The 25,245-nt window shown below is 40.2% G+C and carries 19 protein-coding genes; 1 reads left to right on the top strand and 18 read right to left on the bottom strand.

Annotated elements, in window-relative coordinates; all coding sequences use genetic code 11:
• From F3G86_RS10950 to F3G86_RS02130, 13 genes are all read right to left on the bottom strand, one after another.
• Positions 1-1,867 (bottom strand): methyl-accepting chemotaxis protein (locus F3G86_RS10950; RefSeq protein ID WP_149723149.1); only part of this gene is annotated, 1,867 nt, incomplete at its 3' end.
• A gap of 321 nt (positions 1,868-2,188) precedes the next feature.
• Complete coding sequence (locus F3G86_RS02185; RefSeq protein ID WP_149722866.1) at positions 2,189-4,756, bottom strand: molybdopterin-dependent oxidoreductase; 2,568 nt, start codon at positions 4,754-4,756, stop codon at positions 2,189-2,191.
• A 9-nt stretch (positions 4,757-4,765) separates the two neighbouring features.
• Positions 4,766-5,341 (bottom strand): cytochrome C, encoded by a 576-nt coding sequence (locus F3G86_RS02180; RefSeq protein ID WP_107848228.1) that lies wholly within the window; start codon positions 5,339-5,341, stop codon positions 4,766-4,768.
• A gap of 98 nt (positions 5,342-5,439) precedes the next feature.
• Positions 5,440-5,862: an EamA family transporter gene (locus F3G86_RS02175; RefSeq protein ID WP_149722865.1), complete on the bottom strand. Its 423-nt coding sequence runs from the start codon at positions 5,860-5,862 to the stop codon at positions 5,440-5,442.
• Between the two features lie 50 nt (positions 5,863-5,912).
• Entirely contained in the window at positions 5,913-6,836 is a 924-nt protein-coding gene (locus F3G86_RS02170; RefSeq protein ID WP_149722864.1) for a Dyp-type peroxidase, read from the bottom strand.
• Positions 6,837-6,859: 23 nt separating this feature from the next.
• On the bottom strand, positions 6,860-7,555 hold the full coding sequence (locus tag F3G86_RS02165) for a DUF4230 domain-containing protein (RefSeq protein WP_087582318.1): 696 nt from the start codon (positions 7,553-7,555) through the stop codon (positions 6,860-6,862).
• Between the two features lie 56 nt (positions 7,556-7,611).
• Complete coding sequence (locus F3G86_RS02160) at positions 7,612-8,445, bottom strand: MBL fold metallo-hydrolase (protein WP_149722863.1); 834 nt, start codon at positions 8,443-8,445, stop codon at positions 7,612-7,614.
• A 92-nt stretch (positions 8,446-8,537) separates the two neighbouring features.
• A complete protein-coding gene (gene ilvA / locus F3G86_RS02155) occupies positions 8,538-9,749 on the bottom strand; it encodes a threonine ammonia-lyase (protein ID WP_009293964.1) in 1,212 nt (403 codons plus the stop codon).
• Between the two features lie 14 nt (positions 9,750-9,763).
• Positions 9,764-10,873, bottom strand: coding sequence for a tRNA (uridine(54)-C5)-methyltransferase TrmA (trmA, locus tag F3G86_RS02150; RefSeq protein ID WP_149722862.1), 1,110 nt, complete (start codon positions 10,871-10,873; stop codon positions 9,764-9,766).
• A 2-nt stretch (positions 10,874-10,875) separates the two neighbouring features.
• Positions 10,876-12,579, bottom strand: coding sequence for a Na+/H+ antiporter NhaC family protein (locus F3G86_RS02145; protein ID WP_021093054.1), 1,704 nt, complete (start codon positions 12,577-12,579; stop codon positions 10,876-10,878).
• A 9-nt stretch (positions 12,580-12,588) separates the two neighbouring features.
• Positions 12,589-13,335 carry an SDR family NAD(P)-dependent oxidoreductase gene (locus tag F3G86_RS02140; protein ID WP_149722861.1) on the bottom strand — a complete coding sequence of 249 codons (747 nt, stop codon included), beginning with the start codon at positions 13,333-13,335 and terminating at the stop codon, positions 12,589-12,591.
• 8 nt (positions 13,336-13,343) lie between these two features.
• Complete coding sequence (locus F3G86_RS02135) at positions 13,344-14,555, bottom strand: ankyrin repeat domain-containing protein (RefSeq protein WP_149722860.1); 1,212 nt, start codon at positions 14,553-14,555, stop codon at positions 13,344-13,346.
• A gap of 36 nt (positions 14,556-14,591) precedes the next feature.
• Positions 14,592-17,177, bottom strand: a complete 2,586-nt coding sequence (locus F3G86_RS02130; RefSeq protein ID WP_149722859.1) for a bifunctional aconitate hydratase 2/2-methylisocitrate dehydratase — start codon at positions 17,175-17,177, stop codon at positions 14,592-14,594.
• Positions 17,178-17,299: 122 nt separating this feature from the next.
• Between F3G86_RS02130 and F3G86_RS02125 the strand changes: the two genes are divergently transcribed.
• Positions 17,300-17,758, top strand: a complete 459-nt coding sequence (locus tag F3G86_RS02125) for a methylated-DNA--[protein]-cysteine S-methyltransferase (protein ID WP_149722858.1) — start codon at positions 17,300-17,302, stop codon at positions 17,756-17,758.
• 38 nt (positions 17,759-17,796) lie between these two features.
• Here the strand turns inward: F3G86_RS02125 and F3G86_RS02120 are convergent, their stop codons facing one another.
• The 5 genes from F3G86_RS02120 to F3G86_RS02105 are packed head-to-tail and all read right to left on the bottom strand — an operon-like array spanning position 17,797 to position 24,827.
• A complete protein-coding gene (locus F3G86_RS02120; protein ID WP_149722857.1) occupies positions 17,797-20,892 on the bottom strand; it encodes a type I restriction endonuclease subunit R in 3,096 nt (1,031 codons plus the stop codon).
• Positions 20,893-20,902: 10 nt separating this feature from the next.
• Positions 20,903-22,072: a restriction endonuclease subunit S gene (locus F3G86_RS02115; RefSeq protein WP_149722856.1), complete on the bottom strand. Its 1,170-nt coding sequence runs from the start codon at positions 22,070-22,072 to the stop codon at positions 20,903-20,905.
• Between the two features lie 10 nt (positions 22,073-22,082).
• Positions 22,083-22,253 carry a hypothetical protein gene (locus tag F3G86_RS10310; RefSeq protein WP_188116406.1) on the bottom strand — a complete coding sequence of 57 codons (171 nt, stop codon included), beginning with the start codon at positions 22,251-22,253 and terminating at the stop codon, positions 22,083-22,085.
• Positions 22,250-23,803: a type I restriction-modification system subunit M gene (locus F3G86_RS02110; protein WP_149722855.1), complete on the bottom strand. Its 1,554-nt coding sequence runs from the start codon at positions 23,801-23,803 to the stop codon at positions 22,250-22,252. The genes F3G86_RS10310 and F3G86_RS02110 overlap by 4 nt, the downstream gene beginning before the upstream one ends.
• Positions 23,804-23,813: 10 nt before the next feature.
• Entirely contained in the window at positions 23,814-24,827 is a 1,014-nt protein-coding gene (locus tag F3G86_RS02105) for a bifunctional 3,4-dihydroxy-2-butanone 4-phosphate synthase/GTP cyclohydrolase II (protein ID WP_149722854.1), read from the bottom strand.
• Positions 24,828-25,245: the final 418 nt, after the last annotated feature.

The following is a 25,245-nucleotide window of genomic DNA, read 5'->3' as shown; positions in this document are numbered from 1 at the left end:
GGTGATCTATTTGAGCAACTGATTGATTTATCATATTTATGCCTTCACTTTGCTCTTTTATAGATTCACTCATCTCATTTATTGATTGAGCTAGGACATTTGTATTTGCTTCTATCTCACCAAGTGATTTTTGAGTTCTTTCAGCTAGTTTTCTTACTTCATCAGCAACAACTGCAAATCCTCTACCATGTTCTCCAGCTCTTGCTGCTTCAATAGCAGCATTAAGAGCTAGAAGGTTTGTTTGATCTGCTATATCTCTAATGATAGTTATGATGTTTTTAATTTCATCACTTTGTCTTATAACATCAGCTGTCTTTTGAGAGATGGCATTCATTGAGCTAGACATTTGCTCAACTGCAGCTGCACTTTCTTGTAAGCTATTTGCTTGAGTGTTTGCTGAGCTTGCTACTTTAGATACTGAGCTAGCTAGAAGTTTAGCTTTTTCTTCTAGTACTTGTGCTTGATTTAGATTGTCATTTAGCATTTTAGATATTTCTATGCCAAGAGAGTTTATACCACTTGCTATCTTACCATCATCATCATCAAGTCTTTTTGTAAAGTCTTGGTTTTTATAAGTGTTTAGTAGGTCAAGTACATCTTTACCATTACTTGAGATTGCATTTTTAAGAGCAAGTTGTAGATCTTTAAATGTGCTTTTTAGTTGATTTAGAGCTGGGTTGTTTGTATCAGCTTCTAGGCTTGCTTCATAGTTGCCATCTTTTATCTCATTTACAAAGGTGTTGGCTTTTTGGATGAATGTGTTCTCATGCTCTTTTGCCGTCTGGATAACCTCTATATTTTCATTTATGAGCGATGACATGATGCAAATTTCATCTTTTCCTTTTAAGCTTAGAAGTTTGGCAGAATTTGTCTTGTTGTTTAGATATAAGAAAAACTCGCCAAGCCCGCCCTTTACGCTATCGATGCCTGAAATGATATTTTTACCGACAAAAAATGAAACCAAAACAAGCAATAGTATAAAACAGGCGAGCAAAATGACCATAGAAACAGCTAAGTTGCCAGCTTCACTCATATCTTGTAAAGCTTTATCTTTCATATCATTTAACAAGTAAAGCTCATAGTTTCTAAAGCTATCGATCAAATTTGTGATACTTTGAAACCAACTAGCTGCTTCGATCTTGCCAGCTGTCTCATCTGGAGTAGCGATAGCACTTTTGATGATATCATCTATCTTTTGAAACTCATCACTTTGCAAGATCTCTTTTTGCAAGCTATCTGCGTATGTGCCTGCGTTAAATTTTACATAGTCATTTAAGAGATTTTTGATATTTGCGTTAAACGAAACTAAATTTACGTATGTATTTTTATCGATGTTATGTTTTATAAATGCAGCATTTAGTACCGCCCTTGTGATACCAAAATACTCTTTGATCTTTGAGATGCTAAAAATTCTAGCCAAATTATCTTTCATATCAGGCTCAGAGCTGCTTACTAGGGAATTTTCAAATATAAGTGTATTTTCAATCATATCGTGAAATTTAGGAGCTATGAGAGCAAAACTTTCTTTGCTATCTACTTTGGCTCTTATGCTATTAAGCTCGCTTGAGAGTTCATCTTTGTTAGAAAGTTTAGACAAAACGCCATCAACTTTAGCTCTTTGCTCTTTTAAATTTTTATCAGCATCTTTGCCATTAGCTATAAAGCCTGCGCTATAACCGCGCTCTTTTTGAAGTTCATGGATAAATTCACTTTGTTTTATGATATCTTCAGCTGTATTAAGGCTTGATACAGCTTGGCTTCTAGTCTTAAAAACGCCATTTAAAATATAAATACTTGTTGCACTTAAACAAATAAGACTTAAAATTACAATTAGTAGGATCTTTATTTTTATACTTAGATTATTCATTTTTCATTCCTTTGCATTACAAGATACGTTATATTGGCTGTTTCTCCCAAAAACGAAGCGGATTTTATTACTTTAATAATTAAATATAACTTGAAAATATAAATTACATTTAAGCAATAATAAATTTACTTTACTTAGCAAATAGCCTATTTTAGGTGTTTTAAGAAAATTTTAATTACAAATAAATAATATTAATTAATAAAAAATATTTAAATTTTCTCTAAAATTTACGAAAATGAATAGATAAATTTGAGAAAGTAGTTAAAAATATTTTATAAGCAAAGATAATTTTAAGCAGGAGATCGCTCCCCTGCTTTGAAATTATTTAGAAAATTTTGGCTCAGAAAATGCTGTAAGTTTTGGCACTTCATCGCCTTGATATTTTCTGATATTTACAAGAGCTGTGTGGCTGATGTTGCCGTTTGCTAGCTTACTTGTTGGGATATCTATGGTTAGCACGTTTGCAGAGCCGTTTTTGCAGATGCCACTGTCAAAGCCGTCATACCAAGCACCCTCAGCTAGTTTTACGACGCCCTCTTTGATGTTTTTAGTCACATACGCACCTGCTAGCACCTCGCCACGAGCGTTAAATACACACACCAAATCGCCTGTTTTTACACCAAGCTCTTTTGCGTCATTTTCGTTTATCCACACTGGTTCGCGGTTAGCGATAGCATACTTCTCACGAAGTGAAGTTTGGCTTAGCTGTGAGTGCAAGCGGTCAGTTGGGTGAGAGCTTATCATGTGGTATTTTGCAGGTTTATCTTTCATGCCTAGCCATTCGATCGGCTCAAACCAAGTTGGGTGTGCTTTGCAGTCATCATAGCCCATTTTCTCGATCGTATCTGAGTAAATTTCGATAAGACCGCTAGGCGTTCCAAGAGCGTTTAGCACAGGATCTTCTCTAAACTCGCCAAGCCTTACCCAATTATCACTATCTTGAGATGAGGCAAATGTGACTGGTTTGTTTTCATTCCAAAACTCTTCAAATGGCTTCATATCGCTTGCAAGCTCTGGCACAGCCTTGACCTGAGCGTAGGCTGCGTCATAGTACTCTTTGATCCAGTCAAACTCATCTTTGCCATTATCTGTATAGGCAACGACTAAATTTTTAGCATAAGCCTTGCAAAGATCAGTGAAAATTTGATAGTCATCTTTCGCTTCGCGGTATTTTTCAACGACTTGTTTCATTGGCACTATGTTCATATTTGAGTAATCACCTGTCATCGTGATGTCGTTTCTCTCATACTCTGTGGTGACTGGAAAGACGATATCAGCCATCTTTGCTGTCGGTGTCCAGTAGGCTTCATGAACGACTACGGTTCTTGGCTTTCTCCACGCTTTTAAATTTGTATTAGTATCTTGGTGATGCACTAGTGGGTTGCCGCCGACCCAGTAGATAAAGTCGATGTCTGGGTAGGTGATCTTTTTGCCGTCATGATCTATCACTTTGCCAGGGTGAAGCAACGCATCAGCGATACGAGCTACTGGGAAAGCGTAGTTGGTTGCTTTTTGTAGCCAGCTTTGACCTGTGCCCGCTACTGCGGCTGCTTTTGCGACGAAGCGACCGCGTTTGTCAAATTCGCCCGTATCAGTGCCGATAAACTCGCCTTTTTCGTTAAATTTACCCACACTTGCGCTATTTACACCGCCGATGACTGCGCCCTTGCATGTTGGTGCGCCGCCGTTTGAGTAGTGGTAGCTTAAGCCAAATCCCCCGCCAGGAAGTCCGATCTGACCGATCATAGCTGCAAGTGTCACCATCGCCCAGTGTGGTTGCTCGCCGTGATGAGCGCGCTGCATGCCCCAACCACTCATTAGCATTGTGCGGTTGCTTACAAATGTATCAGCTAGCTCTTTTAGAGTATCTTTATCTATGCCACAAATTTTGCTCGCCCACTCTAAATTTTTAGGAGTGTTGTCTGTCTTGCCAAGTAGATATGGGAGGAATTTATCAAAGCCATAAGTGTAGTTTTCGATAAATTCTTTATCGTATTTGCCACTTTCATATAGGTAGTGCATCATGCCTAGCATCATCGCTGTGTCGGTGTTTGGCACTGGAGCGATCCACTGAGCTTTGTCGAAGTATTGTGCTGTTTCAGATCTGATAGGATCGATAACGATCACTTTGATATCTTTTTTATTTTTTAGCTCTTCAAAGTATTTAAAGCCCTGCTCATCAGTCGCTGTCCAAGCTATGCGAAGTGTCGCAAGTGGGTTTGCGCCCCAGATGACTACGACTTTTGAGTTTTCTAGCACGACTGGCCAGCTAGTTTGCTGCTCATAAACCTCGATGCTACCTACAACGTGAGGCATGATGATCTGACTAGCACCTGTTGAGTAGTCGCCAAGTGAGCCAACAAAACCGCCACTAAGGTTCATAAATCTATGAAGTAAAATTATTGAGTTATGCACATTGCCACTTGATTTCCAGCCGTAGCTACCTGCAAAAACGCTCTCTAAGCCCTTTTGCGCTCTTGTTTTTTTAAGCTCTTTAGCAACTAGCTTGATCGCCTCTTCATAAGGCACCTCGACCCACTCATCTACGCCACGAAGCTCTGGTTTTGGGCTATCTGGGTTTTCTAGGTAGCTCTTTCTTACCATTGTGTGTTTGATACGACTTTTATAGATCATATCTGGTGTGTAGTGCTGAAGTGGGTTGTAAATTTCACTTGTCTTTTGGATAGGCTCTGACTTTACAGCGATGCCGTTTTTAGTTGTTACTTTTAGCATGCCCCAGTGAGCAGCTGTAAGAGTTTCGCCATTTTTTACAACGCCCTTTTTAAACTCATCAGCAAACAAATTTGAAGCTGTTACGCCTGAAAGCAAAGGTGTAGCTGCAAGTGCTGTTGCACCTTTTTTTAGAAAATCTCGTCTGTTCTCGTTCATTTTTTCTCCTTATTTGCCTAAATTTACGTCAGATGAGTGTTTTTGTAGGTACTCGATAACTAGCCACTCGTCTTTTTTTTCTATTGCGGTTCTGCCGATCATTGATTTTAGGAGTGACGGCCATTGATTTGCGTTAAAGTGCGTAGTTTGAGGCAATGCATGGCAAACGCCACAGCTCTCTTTATACATCTTATCAGCTTTTGCAAACATCGCATTTACATCGGTGCTAAAGCCATCTTTTTGAACGAAAACTGTCGTTTCTACCTCGTTCCATTTGCCGTTTTTGCCCTCTTTTGTCACTTTGATATCAAAAGGTGCAGTTTTTGCAAATGCTACTGAGATGATCCTCGCGCCATCAGCAAAATAAACTACGTTACTAACGGCTGGGTTTTGATAGCCTTTTACTTTGATCTGCGCTCTATCGCCGCTTGTTTGTAAAATTTCAACTGCGTTGGTTGGTAGCAGCCTGCCTATGCTCTTAGCTGAGTTTGCGTCAGCATATACGTCCTTTACGACATCTGTGTAGTTCATGCCTGCACCAAATGCAGCACAAGCTACGATGGCTGATAGAATAATTTTTTTCATATTTCTCCATTCAAAATGAAATCGATCAAATTCTATGGGCTTTTTGATTAATTACAAATTAAAATTAAAAATATATTTTAAGAATAATGCAGAAAATTTTATTTAAAAATGAGTAAAAACACGCCAGATACGATAAGGCAAACGGCTAAAATTTCTTTTAAATTTAGCCTCTCACCAAGAAATATGACAGCCAAAATGATAGCCAGCACGACACTAAATTTATCAACCAGCGCTATCTGATAGACTTTACCTGCTTGCATAGCTTTAAAATACATAAGCCAAGAAAGCCCAGTCGCCATGCCACTTAGTATGAGAAAAAGCCAGTTTTTAGGGCTTAGAGAGCTTAGCGGTTGCCATTTTTTAGCCACACTTAAAAGCAAAACAAGCATCAAAATGACAACGACCGTTCTTATAAATGTCGCAAAATCGCTGTCGATGTCCTTTACGCCTAGCTTTGCAAAGATCGCTGTAAGCGCAGCAAAAACAGCCGAAAGAGCTGCGTAGATAAACCACTCTGGCATTTTTTTCTTATAAATTTAAAGGGGCGAATTTGCTTCGCCCCAAGCTAAATTTATCCCTCATAATCGCCAAGCATATCAAGCGTAGGAGCAAAATATAAAGCCCCAGTTACTGGCGTACTAAAGTCAAGCAGCCTATCTGAGTTGCCTTTTGGCTCGCCGATAAACATCTTTTTAAGCATAAGCTCAACCGTTGAAAATGTGCTTGCATAAGCGATAAAGTAAGTGCCTGTTTTGCTGCCTTCAGTAAATGGCATATTGCCACGCACGACCTTTTTATCGTCGCCGACATTTGCAGCAGCTGAGTGTGAATTTGTAGGTTTTTCGCTCTCGTCCATCTCGATGTCATACTCTTTTGAGCGGCCTATAACCTTTTCTTGCTCACTTATGCTTGTGGCGTTCCACTCTTTCATTTTGTGGAAGTATTTTTGAACAAAAACGTAGCTACCGCCTTTAAATTTAGCATCCTCTTTGCCGACTTTTGCAAAGTGGTCTCTATCTTCGCCATCAGGGTTTTCAGTGCCATCGACAAAGCCGATGATCGCCCTGCCGTCGTGATACTTAAAGCCTTGAGTCTCATCTGTAAGCTCTGCAAATTTAAACAAAACTTCTTTGATATTTTGCGCCATGTCAAAGCAGTCAGCCGCATTTAGCGCACGGATGTGGATGTGAATGTCACCCTTTGTGCTAACAGCCTCGTGTTTGTCACCTTTGATAGCTTTAAAATTTACAAGCTCTTTTGGCAATTCTTTTGAAATTTCAAGCTTTTTCCAAGCATCATGACCCACGCCAAGGACGCAATTTACATTTTCATTTGCGCCAAATCTAACTTTAGCAGTTTTGTTTAAATTTACAACCAAAGCACAAAGCTTAGCAAAGCCCTCTTTACATGCCTTTTTGTCGCCTTTTAAAACCCATGTTTGAAAGACTGTGTTGTTGCCAGGTGCTTGTGTGACCTCTTGTGAATTTACACTCATTTTTTCTCCTTTAAATTTTGTTTTTATGCGATATTTTCTAAATTTAGTTGCTCGTTGATCTGCTCGTCGCTATCGTCAAAGACAAACTCGACCTTGTTTGCGCCAAAGCTCTTAGCTATCGCTTCAAGCGTGTCGCGAGCTGATTTGTGGATTTTACTTTGAAGCTGCGAGATAAGGCGAACGCTCATCTTTTTTACTTCATTTCTAGCCTCTTCTATCAGCCTATTTTTGTCTTCTTCTGTAAAAGTGCTACCAAAAAAGCCATTTAGCGAGTCAGGCAGCAAAAATGGTATAAATTTGCCGTTTTTTTCATCGTAAAATTTCATATCTGCGATTGAAAATTTATACTTACATGGAGGCATTTTTATCTTGTAGCTAGAGTTTGCGATCTGCATGATCTCAAGTCTAGGGCTGGTTAGATCGTAGATAAAATTTATCTCAAACTCAAATATCATCGAAAGCTTCTTCTCACTCACTAGCCACCTTAAATACTCTTTGCCAAAATTTCCAAACGCATGATCTGTCTTTGTGACGATCTCTTTGCTATATACCTGAAAGACGGATAGTTCGCCGATGCTTTTAAGCTGCGAAATTTCAGTGCTGACTGAGACATTTTCGCTATCATCTTTTGCCTTTTTTAGCGCCTTGTTTGACCTATAAAATGCAAATGCCAAAATAGCTAGCAAGATAGCTAATATCAAATTTGCGTATTCGCTCATATTTTCTCCTTTAAAGCCCGCATTTTATCCTAAATTTGTAAAGCAAAAGAAATTTATTACTCTGGCAAGGTGATAGGGCTCTTATAAGGCATGTGAGCGCCTACTATCTTTGTAGTCTCGTCCTCCAAGCCATCAAGCACCTTTTCTCTTGTTTTAGCAGCTTGCACTGGATCTACATCATAAGTGATAGATATGCTTGGCTCGACCTCTTGCACTGCTAGAACGTGAAGAAGATCAGCTATAAATATGATCTTGTCGTTATCTGTCTCAAAGCTTATCATGTTGTGCCCTGGAGTGTGGCCGTAGGCTGGGATAGCTCTGATCTTTAGAGCCCCGTTAAATAGCGGCTTTTTATGATCAAAAAAGCTCTTATCGTCCTTATAAAGCGATAAAATTTCTTTTATCCTCTCATCTTTGCCCTTCATCCAATAGTCCCACTCCTTTTCATCTATAAAAAGTTTGGCGTTTTTAAATGTCTTTTTGCCGCCATCTATGAGCCCACCTATGTGATCAGGATGAGCGTGCGTGATGATGACGTAGGTTAGTTCCTCTGGCTTTATATTGCCAAAAGTTTGCAGATCATACTTTAAATTTTCCAAGCTATCTTCATAGCCACTATCTATGAGCGCTGTGTAGTCATCGCACTTTGCAAACATTACGTTGTGTTTGTTTGGTAAATTTTTAGTATTTGCCACAAGCTCTTTTTGAGCCTCATCTTTGGCTATTAGCTTATCTACTGGCGCGTCAGTCGTCTTTAGTGAAAATACATAAAGCTTGCATCCGCCCATAGCTCCTATCCATACTTGATCGTTTTGCTTGCCAACCACCTCATCATCGGCGCAAAAAGCCAAAGTGCAAAACAACGCAATGCTTAATAAACTCTTTTTCATATCTCATCCTTGAATAAATTTGCGAAATTTTAGTCCTGTAAATTTAATGAAAGTTAATGCTCGCTACTTTAAAAGGTAGCGAGCTTTTGAATTTAGAAGAGTTGAGTGAAAGAAAAGCCGTTTTTATTAAGCGTATCTTTGATCTTTTCTTGATGCTCAAGACCCTTTGTCTCAAGCGTGATAGTGATGCTAGCATCGCCGTAGTCAAGCTTAGTAGAGAAGCGGTCGTAGTCGATCTTAACTATGTTTGCATTTGCTGATTTTAGACTATCAGTTAAGCTCATGAGCGCTCCTGGCTTATCTACAAGTGTGATTTGCAAGGTCATCTTGCGGTGAGACTTGATAAGACCCTTTTCGATGATGATAGAAAGCACCTGAACATCGATATTTCCGCCACTTAGCACCACGCCTATCTTTGCGCCTTTTTTAAATTTGATCTTATCATGCATAAGTGCTGCCACGCCAGCTGCGCCAGCTCCCTCAACTACGATCTTTTGCGTCTCCAATAAAAATAAAATCGCAGTTGCGATCTCCTCATCATCGACCTGCACAAACTCATCCACGCACTCAACGATATTTTTAAGCGTTATCTCGCTCGCATCACGCACAGCGATGCCATCAGCTATAGTGCGAACTGACTTTGAGTTTATGCTCTTTTTAGCGCCGTAGCTATTAAACATAGCTGGAGCGCCCTTTGCGCCGACACAAACGACCTTGGTTTTTGGATTGACTTGCTTTATGCAGCTTGCCACACCGCTAGCTAAGCCACCGCCGCCAACTGGCACTACAACCATATCAAGGTCGCTTATCTCATCAAGCATCTCAAGACCCACAGTGCCCTGCCCTGCCATGACGTACTCATCGTTAAACGGATGAACAAAGGTCATATCTTTTTCTTTGGCGTAATTTACTGCAAATTCATACGCCTCATCAAAGTTATCACCTTTTAAAATGACTTCAGCGCCAAGATCCTTTGTGCCAGCTACCTTTAGAAGCGGGGTTGATTCTGGCATGACGATGCAAGCATGCACGCCAAATTCTTTTGCGCTTATCGCCACACCTTGAGCGTGATTGCCAGCGCTTGCAGCTACAACGCCACGTTTTCGCTCCTCCTCGCTTAGGCTAGCTATTTTATTATAAGCTCCTCTTATCTTGTAAGCTCCAGTTCGCTGTAAATTTTCCTCTTTCAAATAGACATTTGCGCCTAAAATTTTGCTAAGTTTTGCACTTAGCGCAAATGGTGTTTTATTTACAAAGTGACCGATCGTTATCTTTGCTTGGATTATTTTGTTTAATGAAACCATTTTCAACTTTCCTTTTAAAATTTATCTTTTGCCTCTAGTAGCACGCCACACTCGATGTGATGAGTGTTGGCAAACTGATCAAAGAGCGCAAATTTTATCACTTTATGGCTTTTAGTAAGCTCATTTAAATTTTCTTTTAGCGTCTCTGGGTTGCACGAGATGTAGATGATGTTTTTGAAATTTTTAATGAAATTTATGACACTTTCACTAAGTCCAGCGCGAGGCGGATCGACAAGGACGTGCGAGAAGTTAAAGTCGCTCAATTTTATATCTTTTAGCCTATTAAATTCCCTAATACCAGCAAATGCGCCCATTAGCTCATCAGCGTCCATTCGTAAAAATTTGATATTTTCTGCCCCATTTAGCTCACAGTTTTTAAGGGCATTTGCGATCGAGCTTTTTGAAATTTCAGTGGCAAGGACGTTTTTAAATTTAAACGAAAGTGGGATGGTAAAATTTCCATGTCCGCAGTAAAGCTCCAGCAGGTCAGCGCCACCTTGCACGCACTCTTTTGCCCAAGCTATCATCTTCTCATTTACCGCTTTATTTGGCTGGATAAAGGCATTTTCACTTAGGCTAAATTTATAAATTTGCCCTCCGACATTTAGCTCATCAACTAAATTTAGCTCGACACTTAGCAGCTTTTGACCGCGATATCTAGCTAAGATCATCACATCAAGCTTGCTAGCTAGAATTTTCATCGCCGCTTCAAACTCACTATCAAGCTTTTTGTGATAAAGAAGCGTGACTAAGGTGCCACTTTTACAGGCGATAAACTCCACTCCAAAGAGCTTTGCGCGCAAAATTTCATCATTTTGTAAATTTTCAAGTAGTCTTGGCATGAGATGTGAAATTTGCTCGCAGACCTTTGAACACTCATCTATAAAGACCCTTTTGCCCTTCTCGCTTGCGTGCATCGTGTAGCTAAGCTTGCTACCCTCGTGCCAGATGCCAAACTCAGCCCTTGTGCGGTAGTGCTTTGGGCTTGAGCTAAAAACATCAAATTTGCCATCATAAAATGGGGAGAAATTTTGCTTGATAAGATCAGTTTTAAATGAAATTTGCTCACTATAAGGGGTAAAAAGAGTGCATGATCCGCACTCTTTTAGGTATTTGCAGTCCAAATTTATGCCGCTTTCTCTTCGACTTTTTTGCCTACAAATCTAACCAAAGCCCAGATCGCTAAAAATCCGCAAGGAAGTGCGATCCAAACGCTAAGACCAAGTGCCACTGGCAAGTAGCCAACAAGCACACAAACCGCGCAAACGCTAAGTGCATAGATCATCTGTGTTGAGACGTGATCGATGTGACTACATCCTGCACCCATTGATGAGAGTATCGTAGTATCTGAGATCGGCGAGCAGTGATCACCAAAGATAGCGCCCGTTAGAACGCTTGAGATATTTACGATCATATAAGCATGCATCGCATCGCCATCTAAGCCGTAGTTTTTGCCCACTGCATAAGCTAGCGGGATAGCAAGAGGCATCAAAATGCCCATCGTGCCGTAGCTGGTGCCAGTTGAGAAACTGATAAATGAGCCAAGGATGAAAACAGCCACTGGCAGGATAAATTTAGGCGTTGAGTCACTTAATAGATCGACCAAATATCTTGAAGTGCCAAGCTCTTTGATAACCGCACTAAGGCTCCATGCAAGAAGCAAGATAACAACTGTGATGATCATAGTTTTCCAGCCCTTTACCCATGTGCTAATGGCCTCTTTTACATCAAAAATTTTGCGCCAAACGCCCATGACGATAGCTACTATACTAGCAAGGAGCGCTGCTTGAAATAGCGATGTAGCAGAGTCTGCTGCGCCAAAAGTATCTTTAAATGTTGAAAACGAAAGTGGATTTGCAAGTGCATTTTTAAGAGTATCGCCCTCAAGTGCAGCAAGACCACTAAAATAAAAGCTAGTAAATGCGCCGATAACTAGTACAAGAAGCGGCACGATAGCATTTGAAGCGCTTAGTTTTACGCCCTCTTTTGGCTCAAGAGTCTTATCCTCAAGGTCTTGAATTTGAGTTTTACCAGAGTGAAGCTCGCCCTTTCTAGCGCGCCTCTCAGCTGCTAGCATAGGACCATACTCGCGTTGCATCAAGGCTGTGCAGACGATGAAAAATAAAATGAATAGGTTGTAAAATCTATATGGAATGGTCTCGATAAATATAGAATAAGCGTTTATGCCAGTCTCGCCGATAAGCTCATAGCCCTTTTCGATGAGTGAAACCTCAAGTCCGACCCATGTAGAGATGATAGCGATACCAGCAATCGGTGCTGCAGTGGCGTCGATAATGAAAGCAAGTTTTTCGCGGCTTATTTTAAATTTATCGCTTATTGGCCTCATGATAGGGCCTACGATTAGGGCGTTTGCGTAGTCATCGAAAAATACAAAGATACCCATAAGCCAAGTTGAAATTTGAGCTGAGACACCAGTTTTTGCCTTTTTGCTAAGCCAAAGAGCAACCGCCTTTGTACCGCCCATCTTCGTGATAAGTGCGACCACGCCACCTATACAAAGCACTTGAAGCAAGATGCCTGCATCAGTGCTATCAGCCATCGACTCAACCACTCTTGAAACGATGCCTGTAAAGCCTTTGATGATGCCCATAAATACATTTTCATTAACGATATTTATAAGAAAAGTTCCGCTAAAAACACCGATAAATAGCGACAAGATGACATCTTTTGTGATAAAAGCAAGCGCTATGGCAACAACTGGCGGTATAAGCGTGAAAACGCCGTAAATTTGTGCGTTTCTTTTGGCGACTTCTGGATCAACTCCAAAAAGCGCGACACTAAAAAATAGTAACAATAAAATTTGTCTCACATAAACTCCTTAAAATTTTTCTATCGCAAGTCCAGCCCAAGTCTGCGTATTTGCCATGACTTCGACCCTATTTATATTTACGCTCTCAGGCATATTTAGGCAGTTAAGCAAAATGGTCGCGATATCCTCAGATGTGATGAAATTTGTATTTTCATAAAGACTATCCGCCTTTGCCTTATCTCCTCTAAATCTAATCTCGCTAAATTCAGTCTTGCAAAGCCCTGGCTCGATGTTTGTCACCCTGATATTTGTACCAACTAGATCGTTTCTTAAATTTAAGCTAAACTGCTTTACAAAGGCCTTTGTGGCACCATAAACGTTGCTGCCAGGATATGGCCACGAGCCAGCTGTTGAGCCTAGATTAAAGATATAGCCCTTTTCTTGCTTGTAAAGTAGCGGCAAAACCGCCTTTGTCGAGTAGATGAGACCCTTTACGTTTGTATCTATCATCGTCTCAAAGTCCTCAACCTTCGCATCTATCGTCTTTTCTTGTCCCAAGGCAAGTCCAGCGTTATTTACAAGCACTTCGATATCTTTAAATTTATCAGGCAAGCTATCAACTGCATCAAAAACAGCCTTTTTATCACGTATGTCAGCTACGATGATGTGTGTATCGCCAAGCTCGCTAGCAAGCTTCTTTAGCCTATCTTCGCGCCTTGCAAGAGCGACTATCTTGTAGCCCTCTTGTGAGAGTCTTCTAGCGATCGCCTCGCCAAAGCCAGATGTCGCACCTGTCACAAAAGCTGTCTTTTTCATATCTCTTCCTAATTAAAATTTGGTTTTAAGCCAAGCTCTTCTAAAAATTTAATATTTTTTTCGTTTTTATCTTTAATCGCATAATCAAGCGCGTTAAATCCCGCATCATCAGTGGCGTTCATATCAGCGCCGTTATCTATCAAAAGCTTTAAAATTTCAGGCGTCGCGTGAGCTGCTGCATGCATGAAAACGCTTCTGTTTGTATGCTCCAAACCACACGTATCTTCTACTTGCATCATGCCTAAATTTATCATATTCATCCTAGACTGCTCGTCGATATAGCTCTCGTTCGCATTTGCCCCGCTTTTTAGCAAAAGCTCGCAAAGAGGCGCATCCTCAAACTGCACAGCATAAAAAAGCGCACTTTTTCCAAAGAAATTTTTATGATTCACATCGGCTCTATTTTTAAGCAAAATTTTTACATTTTCTAAATTTTTAAGAGCAAAAAAGAGCGGCGTCTCATCGCCTAAATTTACATCAGCCCCGCGCCTTATGATCTCTTCTATCATCTCGCTACTTTTGTCATTTAGCAGTGCGATATCAAGTAAATTTGTAAGCTCAGCGGTGGTGAAATTTTTCGAGTAGAGTAAATTTGCAAGCTCGTCAAAGCTCATCTTTTGAGCCATCATCTTTTGCTCTGTGGTTAAAATTTTAGCTTTATTTACATTTTTGCCGACACTAAAGCTTAAAAACTCATTTATCACGCTAGTTGCGTAGTAGGCAGCACTTGCACTATCAACGCCTAAAGCCTCGTAAAATTTAACCAGCGGAGTTTGTGCGTTTTTATAAGCTTCGCTAAATTTTTTATATTTTAAGAAGTTAAACAAGCTCTCGTTTGCCCAGTACCTAAAATACTCCATTTGAGCGTCTTTTTGGGCTTCTGCGACCTCTGACTTTTCAAGCTCTTTTTGATAGATTTCAGGTGCAAACGATGCTTTTAGTAAGATCCATCTAAATTTATTTAAATTTTCTCTATAAACGCCCTCACCAACGCAGCTTTGAGACTCACTTCTCACGGCTACACTCGCGTCAAAAAGCTCTTTTATATCTTTTAAATTTAAAAGCGAGCCATCACAATAAAATAGCCCCTCGTTCACGTAAGCAAGCTCTTTTGGAGTAGTTTTAAAGATCTCTTTTTTAGCAAGGTCACTGCACTCTAATGCGTGTAAATTTACAAAAAGAAAACTGCTAAAAAAGAGAAAAAAAGCTACTTTTTTCATCAAAGCTCCTTAAAATTTCGCGATATTGTAACAAATTTATATACTAAACTCGCTTATTTCATTAAAATTTAGGTATTTATAAATTTGATCTTTGTTTAAACTAAGGCTATCTCTTACTATTTTTTTATACTCATCAACACTTGGCAAACGCCCAAGCAGCGCGCATACAGCGGCTAGCTCGGCACTTCCTAGATAGACCTTTGCGCCCATGCCCATTCTGTTGTCAAAATTTCTAGTCGAGGTCGAAAAAACAACAGCATTGTCATTAACTCTTGCTTGATTTCCCATGCAAAGCGAGCAGCCTGGCACCTCTGTCCTAGCATTTAGCCTCTTAAATATCTCATAAACGCCCTCATCTTCAAGCGTCTTTTTATCCATCTTTGTTGGCGGCGCTATCCAAAGCCTAGTAGTAAGCTTGCTCTCACGCTCTAAAATTCTAGCAAGCGCTCTGTAATGCCCGATATTTGTCATACAGCTACCCACAAAAACCTCGTCGATATTTTGCGCTCTTTTGCTATCAGCTAAAATTTCACTTAAAGTCGCCACGTCGTCTGGGTCGTTTGGACAGGCAAGGATCGGCTCATCTATCTTGGATAAATCAATCTCTAAAATTTCAGCGTATCTTGCGTCCTTGTCGGCTCTTAAAAGAGTTGGGTTTTCTAGCCACTTTTGCATCTTCTCTTTTCGCCTAGCAAGCGTCTCATGGCTCTCGTATCCTGCTTTTATCATCGCGTCTATTAGCGCAACGTTTGAGCGAACATACTCCACGACACTATCAACGCTTAAATTTACCACACAAGCTGCCGCCGAGCGCTCAGCCGAAGCGTCACTTAGCTCAAATGCCTGCTCCACTTTTAGGCTCTCTAGCCCTTCTATCTCTAAAATTTTGCCCGCAAAAATGTTCTTTTTATTTTTCTTTTCAACACTTAAAAGCCCTTTTTTGATAGCAAAATAAGGTATCGCATTGACAAGATCACGAAGCGTCACGCCCTCTTTTAGCTCGCCTTTAAATTTGATCAAAACTGACTCTGGCATATTTAGCGGCATCATTCCAAGCACCGCCGCAAACGCCACTAGGCCGCTGCCCGCTGGAAAGCTAATGCCAATAGGAAATCTCGTGTGACTATCGCCGCCAGTGCCCACCGTGTCAGGCAAGACCATGCGGTTTAGCCACGAGTGGATGACGCCGTCACCTGGTTTTAGGCTAACCCCACCACGAAGCGTCATAAATTTAGGCAAGCTCTTTTGCATCTCAAGGTCGCTTGGCTTTGGATAAGCAGCCGTGTGGCAAAAGCTTTGCAAGACAAAATCCGCCCCAAAACTAAGGCTAGCAAGCTCTTTTATCTCATCTCTAGTCATGGGCCCTGTGGTGTCTTGTGAGCCAACGGTCAAAATTTCAGGCTCCACGTATGCCCCAGCTCTCACGCCAGCCTTGCCGCAAGCCTTGCCGACCATCTTTTGAGCGAGTGTATAGCCACCGCCTAGCTCTTTTGGCTGATCTGGCTTTATAAAAATTTGCTCCTCGCCAAGCCCCAAGACCTCTCTAGCCTTTTTGGTCACTTGCCTACCTATCATCAAAGGTATCCTGCCGCCTGCTCTTATCTCGTCGCTTAGGGTGTTTGGGCTAAGTTTAAAATTTGCCACGAGCTTTTTTTGGGCGCCTGTGAGCTTATAAATTTCACCCTTAAATGGCCAAATTTCTATCTCATCGCCCATTTCTAGCTCATTTACGTTTGCAACTATCGGCAATGCACCGCTGTCTTCTGCTGTGTTAAAAAATATCGGAGCTATGGTCGTGCCGATCACGATACCGCCTGTTTTTTTGTTTGGCACGCTCTCTATCTCATCGCCCAAGTGCCACTGGATAGAGTTTATACCGCTCTTTCTGCTGCTGCCAGTGCCGACCACGTCGCCAACGTATGCCACGCTCTTACCGCGACTTTTTAGCTCTTTTAAAACCTCCAAACCCTCAGGCATCTTTTTAACTAGCATAGCCTTTGCATGAAGCGGTATGTCAGCCCTTGTGTATGCCTCGCTTGCTGGGCTTAGATCATCAGTATTTGTCTCGCCAGGTACCTTAAAAACGACTGCCTTTATGCACTCATCAAGCGGCTTTTTATGCGTAAACCACTCCGCATTCGCCCAAGAGAGAAGCACCTCTTTTGCAAATTTATTACTGTTTGCTAGCTTTGCTATCTCGTCAAAATGCTCATGCACCAAAATGATATTTTTTAGCTCATTTGCCGCAGCTTGCGCGATAGTTTCGTCGCTATTTTTTAGCGCTCGCACTAAAATTTCTACGTTATATCCGCCAAGCATCTTGCCTAAAATTTTAATGGCATGAACCGCGTCAAGCCCGTCTATCTTAAGACCTTCTATCACCTCGCCAAGAAATTCTGCCTTTATCTTTGCCGCGTCATCAACGCCAGGATTTACGCGATTTGTAAGTAAATTTATAAGAAATTTTAGCTCTTTTTGTGCCTTTTCATCGCCACTAGAGCTGCCAGCAAGTCTCATTAGCTCGCAAATTTCGCTTGTCTGCTTGGCATTTAGCGCAAGCGGTGGCACGCCATCTTTTTCTCGCTCACTCACGTGTTTTTCGTAGTCGGTAAAAAAGCTCATAAATTTCCTTTGTGATTTTGCTCGTCTTTAGTCTAAAATCGCTGATTTTGCTTGCATTTTATCAAAAAGCAAAACAATCTAAAGTAAAATTTGCCCAAAATTTCAAATTTCAAGGAGCAAATGTGTCAAAAGCCTACCTAAAATCACCCATTGGAATTTTAGAGATCGTTGCTAGTGAAAATGGAATTTGTGAGATAAATTTTGTAGATAAATTTGAAAAAATAGCGGTAAAAGATGAAAATTTAAAACTTTGTTTAGATGAACTAGAAGCCTATTTTAAGGGTGAGCTTAAAAAATTTAGCGTAAGGCTTGATATAAAAACGACCAAATTTAGAGCCAAAATTTATGATGTTTTACAAAAAGTGCCATACGGCGAAACAACCACATACGCAGCCCTAGCACTTGCCGCAGGTCACAAAAACGCTTACCGCGCAGCAGGCTCAGCAAATGCCAAAAATCCACTGCCTATCATCGTCCCTTGCCACAGAGTGCTCTCTCACAGCGGTCTTGGTGGCTACTCAGGCGGCGAAGGCTTGCCAACTAAAATTTGGCTACTAGAACACGAAGCAAAGCATAAATAAGCCAAACGCAAAACTATAAATTTTGCTTAAAAGCACCCCTAAACCGACGAGCCAACCTCTTTAAATTTATCAACAAAATGCGATATTTCGTCGATGACTTTTTGCCTGATTATTGGATAGTTTTTATTTAAAGGGCTGATCTTAGGTAGTATCTCGCCTATTTGCGTTCCGCTCTGACTTACAAAGCCGCTCTTTAAAGACGAACTTATAAACCTTCTTGCTCCAGCCTCATCTAAATTTAAAGAAGCGATAAGCTCGTCCGCCTCTTTTTTCATCACAACTTTTGCAAATTTAAAAAACTCTTCTATCACGCTGGCTCGGTCTTTAAATTTATCCAAGTCGCTTTGGTTTATAAAATCAACTATCAACCCCTCTTTTGAGCGGTTTTCCAAGCTCGAGCGGATGATGCGACGCACCTCATCAGTAAGTGCTGCTTTATCTTTTATCTTTTTATTATGCTCAAATATCAAACCCAAAATATAGTCTAAATTTATCTCCTGAGACTTTAGTAGATCAACCTCAAATACCACATCATCCCAGTTTATCCTCTCTTTTTCCTTCTCTTCGCCAGCCTTTTCTTTTCTTAGCCACTCTCTTATATCATTATACGTTCCGCGGTAGTCTTGCAAAGCCCTTGCGTTTGGTACTTTTATGCTTTGCATCTCTTTGATTTGTTCATCACTTAAGCCAAATTTATCCCTAAACTCACAAACTGCTTTTTCATCGTCTAAATTTACATCTTGCAAAGCCCTTAAAGCAACAAATTCATCGTAGTTTTGCAAAGCATTTTCCACCCTTAGATACTCTCCAAAAAGCTTTACAAATTCTTTCTTGTCCTTTTGCGTCTCTATCTTAGCAGGATCAGGGAATTTCGCCTCTAGCTCGCTTACTACATCTACAAAGCCCCTTCTTGCCTCGCCAGATACCGCATCTGTAAAGCCATCCATATACTCTTTATAGCTTTTTTCGAGTATGACGCTTTTGGTGCTGCCTTTACCAAAAAGAGTTATAGCATCTTCTGTCGCCTTTTCTAGGTCTCTAAATGTCACGATATTGCCAAAAGTTTTTGTAGCACCGTAAATTCTATTTGTCCTAGAGTATGCTTGTATGAGCCCGTGATAGCGTAAATTTTTATCCACAAATAGCGTGTTTAGACAAGGCGCGTCAAATCCTGTCAAAAACATGCCCACAACTAGGAGCAGATCGATCTCTTGCTTCTTTGTGCGCTCGCTTAGATCTCGGTAGTAGTCTTGAAACGACCCGCCATCAACGCTAAAATTTGTCTTAAAGTAAGCATTGTAGTCTTTTATCGCGCTGTTTAAAAACTCTTTTGAGCTAACGTCCATCGACTCTGGCTCAAAGCCCTCGTCAGCTATCTCACCAACCATATCTTGCTCTTCATTTTGTGAAAAAGAAAATATTGTCGCTATCTTTAAAGCTCGCTCTTTGTTACTTTGTAAATTTTTAAACGCTTCATAATAAAGCTTCGCTGCCTCTATAGAGCTTACTGCAAACATAGCGTTAAAGCCCTTGCCACTTGCATTTAAGCGGTGAGTTTTTTGATGAAATTTCTCTAGCACATACTCTGAAATTTCTTTGATACGCTCAGGGTGCAAAAATGCACTTTTATTCTCAGCCGCACTTAGCTTTAGCTCGTCTTTTTCTGTCTCTATGCTCTTAAATTTAGGCACGACGTTGTTATAATCAACCTTAAATTTAAGTACCTTCTCATCTCTTATAGCATCAACTATCACATATTCATGAAGCGAGCTTCCAAAGACACTTTGCGTAGTCTCTGCTCCGATGGCATTTTGAGGAAATATCGGCGTTCCAGTAAAGCCAAACTGATAAAATTTCTTAAATTTCTTCTTTAAATTTTTCTGCGCTTCGCCAAACTGAGACCTGTGGCACTCGTCAAATATAAAAACAACCTCTTTTTGATATATGTTTAGATCATCTTCACTCTTCATCAGATTGTTTAGCTTTTGTATAGTTGTTACGATGATCTTTCCGTCATCTTTTTGAGTATTTCGCTTTAGCTCCGCTGAGCTAGCTGAGCCATTTACGCTATCTTTTGAAAATTTTTGATACTCCTTCATAGTCTGATAGTCAAGGTCTTTTCTATCCACCACAAAAAAGACTTTATCTATAAATTCAAGTTGCGTAGCAAGCCTAGCCGCCTTAAAGCTAGTTAGCGTCTTGCCAGAGCCTGTCGTATGCCATATAAAGCCGCCGCCCTCTGGCTTTGAGTAGCATTTAGCATTATGCGAGCTATTTATCTTCCAAAGTATGCGCTCAGTCGCTGCTATCTGATAAGGACGCATTATAAGCAAGGTGTTATTTGTGTCAAAGATGCAGTATTTGCTAAGTATGCTAAGAAGTGTATTTTTCGCTAAAAATGTAGCCGTAAAGTCCTTTATATCTTTTATGGCTTCGTTTTTTGAATTTGCCCAGTTTATAGTAAAGTCAAAGCTGGTTTTATCCCGCTTGGTTGTATTTGCAAAGTATCTTGTATCTGTGCCATTTGAGATGATAAAAATTTGCAAGTATTTAAAGAGCGAATTTGATGAGTTAAAGCTCTCTTTGGAGTAGCGATGAATTTGATTAAAGGCCTCTCTTATCGCCACGCCTCGCTTTTTAAGCTCTATTTGCACGAGCGGCAAGCCATTAACAAGTATAGTGACATCATATTTGTTGTGCGATGAGCCAGTTTGCTCAAACTGATTTATCACCTGCAGGCTGTTTTTAGCGATATCTTTTTTATCGATAAGGCAGATATTTTGTATATGCCCATCATCAAAAACAAAGTCGTAGATATGATCATCTTGTATCTTGCGGGTCTTTTCCACTATGCCATCGTTTGGTTTGTCGATATACTCTTCGACTAGCCTTTTCCACTCTGAGGGGCTAAATTTAACGTTATTTAGCCTCTCTAGTTGCTCTTTTAAATTTAGTAAAAGTGCCGTTTGAGAGTTTATATCTTTTTTATACTCATAGCCTTGTTTTACGAGATCGGCTATAAGTTCATCCTCCATATCCGCTTCGCTTTGGTAGCTTGAGGACTGAGGCAGTCTCTCATATTTATCTAAAACGATGAAATTTTCTGACTCAAGTATGGTTTTACTCTCTATCATTTTTACGCCCTTATGCTCTCATTTTTGGTTTGAAATTTAAAAGTAGCTCTCTGTAATGCTCATACTGCTTGCGCCTTAGCTCTATCTCTCGTGGTAAGCCCTCAGTTATAGAATTTACAAGCGTATCAAATTTATCTAAGATATCAACGACTTTTTGCTGTGTTTGAAGTGATGGGACGGGGATTTTTATTTTTTTTAGGTTGTCATTATAGAGACGCTTAATTGTCCCACCTTCTGCGATATTCCAATCTGCTATTTGATAAAAATAAAACAAATATCTATTCAAAACCTGACCTTCATCATTTTCAATCCACACTATATTACTATCCTGAAAATAAGCATCATTGCCATTAAAAATCACAGCACGTCCGATAGTTCCACTTGCAGAAATCAAGACCTCTCCAATCTTTGGATAATTATATTTTGACCTATACTCATCAAAAAGTTCTTTTGAAATATAAGCATCTGCTTCTTTACCAAATGTTCCTATTTTATAAAACGGTATTTCTCCATTTGAAGAAGTTTGTTCCTTTAAAATTCTTTTACACATACGGACTTCTCCGATGTCTCCAAGCATTTTTAGCTCACACCCCCCCCCATTTTTATCAAGCTCGTCAAAGCTTAAAAGAAAGTCGCGGTAGAATTCATACTGCTTTTTCCTAGCTGTAAGCTCTGCTGTAAGCTCTGCTGTAAGCTCTGCTGTAAGAAGCGTGAAAGAGTCCAAGATACGGACTATTTCACGCTGCACTTCCATCGGAGGCACAGGGAGTTTAATTTTTGAAACATCTTTTGCATAGACATGCGGAATACCTGCACCTTGCTTCATATTATAGATTTTTTCTTGCTTGCTTAGTAAAAAATGATACACAAATTTTATAATTACCCTGTTTTCTTGTGATTTTATAGAAAATGCATCCGCAACAAAAATTGGTCTATTCCAATACATTATAAAACCAGCATATGCACCACTTCCAGCAATAGTTATCGTTTCTCCATCTCTATTATATTCATTGTGATAATATGCTGGTTTTTGCCCTCCACTAATTACTGGAATATCACCATCATTTATATCTTTTGAAGTTATTGTATTCCCGCGCTCTAATTCACAAATCTCCCCAAGCTCTCTAAATTCAACCCCATCAGGGCAAAGCTCATTTATCAGATCAAAAATTTTACTCATCTCAAGCCTTTTAAAATTTTGCTCGGCTTCGCGAGTGAAATTTCGGAGCCATCGTTCGCATTGCTACGCAATATGCTCCACTCACTCGCAAAGGGACGGACATCAAGCAGTTGATGCCCTGCTTGCTCCTTTGCTCACCATCAAGGCAAAGCTCATTTATCAGATCAAAAATTTTACTCATCTCTTGCCGTCCAGCTCTATCTGCGCGATGATATCATCTATCTGCGAGCGTAAATTTGATATCTTTGCCACGGTCTCTTTTATCTGCAAATTTAGCTCATTTATATCTATCTTTTCGCGTGTGTCTTTTGGCTCGACATAGGAGCTAACTGCTAGATTGTAGTCATTTTTAGCGATAGTGTCATTATCCACCGATGTAGCCACGTGAGCGATCTCTTCTTTACTAGCAAAAATTTCTACTATCTTTTTAATGTACTCATTTGTTAAAACGTTATTATTCGTTCTTTTTTCAAAAAACTCACTAGCGTCGATAAACTGCGTTTTGTTTTCACTTTTGTGTTTTGAGAGCACAAGGATATTTACAGCGATCGATGTGCCGTAAAAGAGATTTGGCGCTAGGGCGATGATGGTTTCGACGAAATTTTCTTTTACAAGATACTCACGTATCTTCTTTTCTGCGCCACCTCTATAAAAAATACCAGGAAAGCTAACGATAGCGGCTCGCCCCTTTGCAGAGAGGTAGCTAAGAGCATGCATGATAAAGGCAAAGTCTGCCTTGCTTTTAGGTGCTAGCACGCCAGCTGGGGCAAATCTAGCATCATTTATAAGTGTGGGATCATCGCTGCCGATCCAGTTTATAGAGTAAGGAGGGTTTGAGACGATAGCGTCAAATGGCTTGTCGTCCTGAAGCTTTGGGTCTAAAAGAGTATCACCAAGCTCTATGTGAAATTTAGAGAAATTTATGTTGTGTAAAAACATATTCATACGAGCAAGGTTAAATGTCGTGTGATTGATCTCTTGTCCAAAAAAGCCCTGCTCTACCTCATGCTTGTCAAATCTCTTTTTAGCTTGCAAAAGTAGCGAACCAGAGCCACAAGCTGGATCGTAAATTTTATTTACACTTTCTTGTCCGTGCATGGCTAACTCAGAGATGAGCTTTGAGACATTTTGCGGAGTGAAAAACTCACCGCCTGACTTGCCGGCATTTGCAGCGTAGTTTGAGATGAGAAACTCATAAGCATCGCCGAAAAGATCGATGTGGTTATCTTTAAAGTCACCAAAATCAAGCCCAGCAACTCCGTTTAAAACAGCAGCAAGCCTTCTATTTTTATCTGAGACGCTATTGCCAAGCCTGTTGCTTGTCGTATCAAAGTCAGCAAAAAGTCCTTTGATGTCTTGCTCTGACTCAAATCCAGCGGCTGAGCCTTCGATACTTTTAAAAATTTGATCCAGATCGGTATTTAAATTTGCATTATTCGAGGCATTTTTTACGACATTTTTAAAAAGCTGACTAGGATAGATGAAGTAGCCCTTTTCTTCTATAATGACCCTTTTTTGCTCGTCAAGTATCTCATCATCGCCCATGCTAGCGTAGTCGATGCTCTCGTCTCCAGCCTCTATGTAGTCAGTAAAATTTTCGCTGATAAATCTATAAAACAAAGTTCCGAGGACATACTGCTTAAAGTCCCAGCCATCAACAGCACCCCTTACTTCATTTGCGATGCTCCAAATTTGATTTTGTAAGGCTTTGCGTTGTGCCTCTTCGCTCATTTTATCTCCTTTAAATTTCCTTATAGCCTACTATATTTAGCCCAAACCCGGCCAAGCTTACAAATTCTTTATTTTTATTTGAGCTTAAAAGCTCGATATCTTTTACACCAAAGTGATTTAAAATTTGCGCTCCGATGCCATAGTCTTTGCTTGTGTTTGAGTTGTCACTATCTAAAAAGATCAAAATTCCACCATTTTGGCCTAGAAATTTGATAGTTTTTAAAAGCTCGTCATATTTTGGACTGCTTAAAAGCTCGTGATCGGCTAGAATTTTTTGAAATTTGACATTTGCCCTGCTCTTTGGCTCTCCAAAAAGATAAGCTGAGTGAATTTTGCTTTTGTGATCGGTGATATCGTATCTTGCTGCAGCGCAGTCTGCGATCATCACGTCACTTTTTTCGCCAACTCTTATGAGGCTTTCGTGGCTTAGCCTATACTCAACCAAGTCAGATACGCTGATCATATTTAGCCCAAATTTCTCGCAAAACTCCTCTAAGTAATCGCGTCTTGCCATTGTGCCATCTTCTTTTACGATCTCGCATATCGAAGCCATCGGACTAACGCCAGCAAGTTTGCAAAGATCGACCGAGCCCTCGGTGTGGCCTGTGCGAACGAGCACACCGCCATTTTTTGCGATAAGTGGGAAAATGTGCCCAGGACGCACGAAGTCCTCAGGCTTTGAGCTGGTCTCTGCTGCAAGCCTGATCGTCATATCGCGCTCATATGCGCTCACGCCCGTTGTCGCGTCCTTTGCGTCGATCGTGACCGTAAAAGCTGTCTCGTGGCTCGATGTATTTTTGGCTACCATTAGCGGTAGATCAAGCCTTTTTGCGTTCGCCTCGTCCATCGCAAGACAGAGCACGCCCTTTGCATGAGTGATGGCAAAATTTACCTTTTGCATGTCGCTGCTAGCTGCTGAAAAGACTAGATCGCCCTCGTTTTCGCGGTCCTCGTCATCGACCATGACGACCATTTTGCCATTTTTTATATCTTCGATCGCTCTTAATACATTTTCAAGTGCCATAATTATCCTTTTATAAATTTTTACGATTATATTGATATTTTGATAATCAAAAGATAAAAATAATATTTTTTCTTTGTTGGTAATCGCTTTTGAGAAAAAAAAGAATTTACACCAAAATTTAAGCTTTTGAGATTGATATTAGCCATTTGGCAGGATAAATTTATCTCATATAGGCATAAAATTTATATATTTGCGCGATAAAACAAATTTTGACTTTAAATTTTAAAATATGCCTTAGACAAAGACAAACTGCTATTTTAGTTATCTAATGACGATATGAAAGATAATTGAAATTTGCATTAAATAAAAAAGTATAGTTTGATAAGTAGGTTTAAAAATTTAAATATTTTTATTTAAAAACGCGAGGCAAATTAGGCTCTCATCGTTATTTTAGCTATAAAAGTAAAAAACTTTAATA

The sequence above is a fragment of the Campylobacter concisus genome (assembly GCF_902460595.1).
Lineage (GTDB): Bacteria > Campylobacterota > Campylobacteria > Campylobacterales > Campylobacteraceae > Campylobacter_A > Campylobacter_A concisus_BL.
Note: the sequence above shows the minus strand (reverse complement) of the source record. Positions and strands in the feature narration are given on the sequence as shown.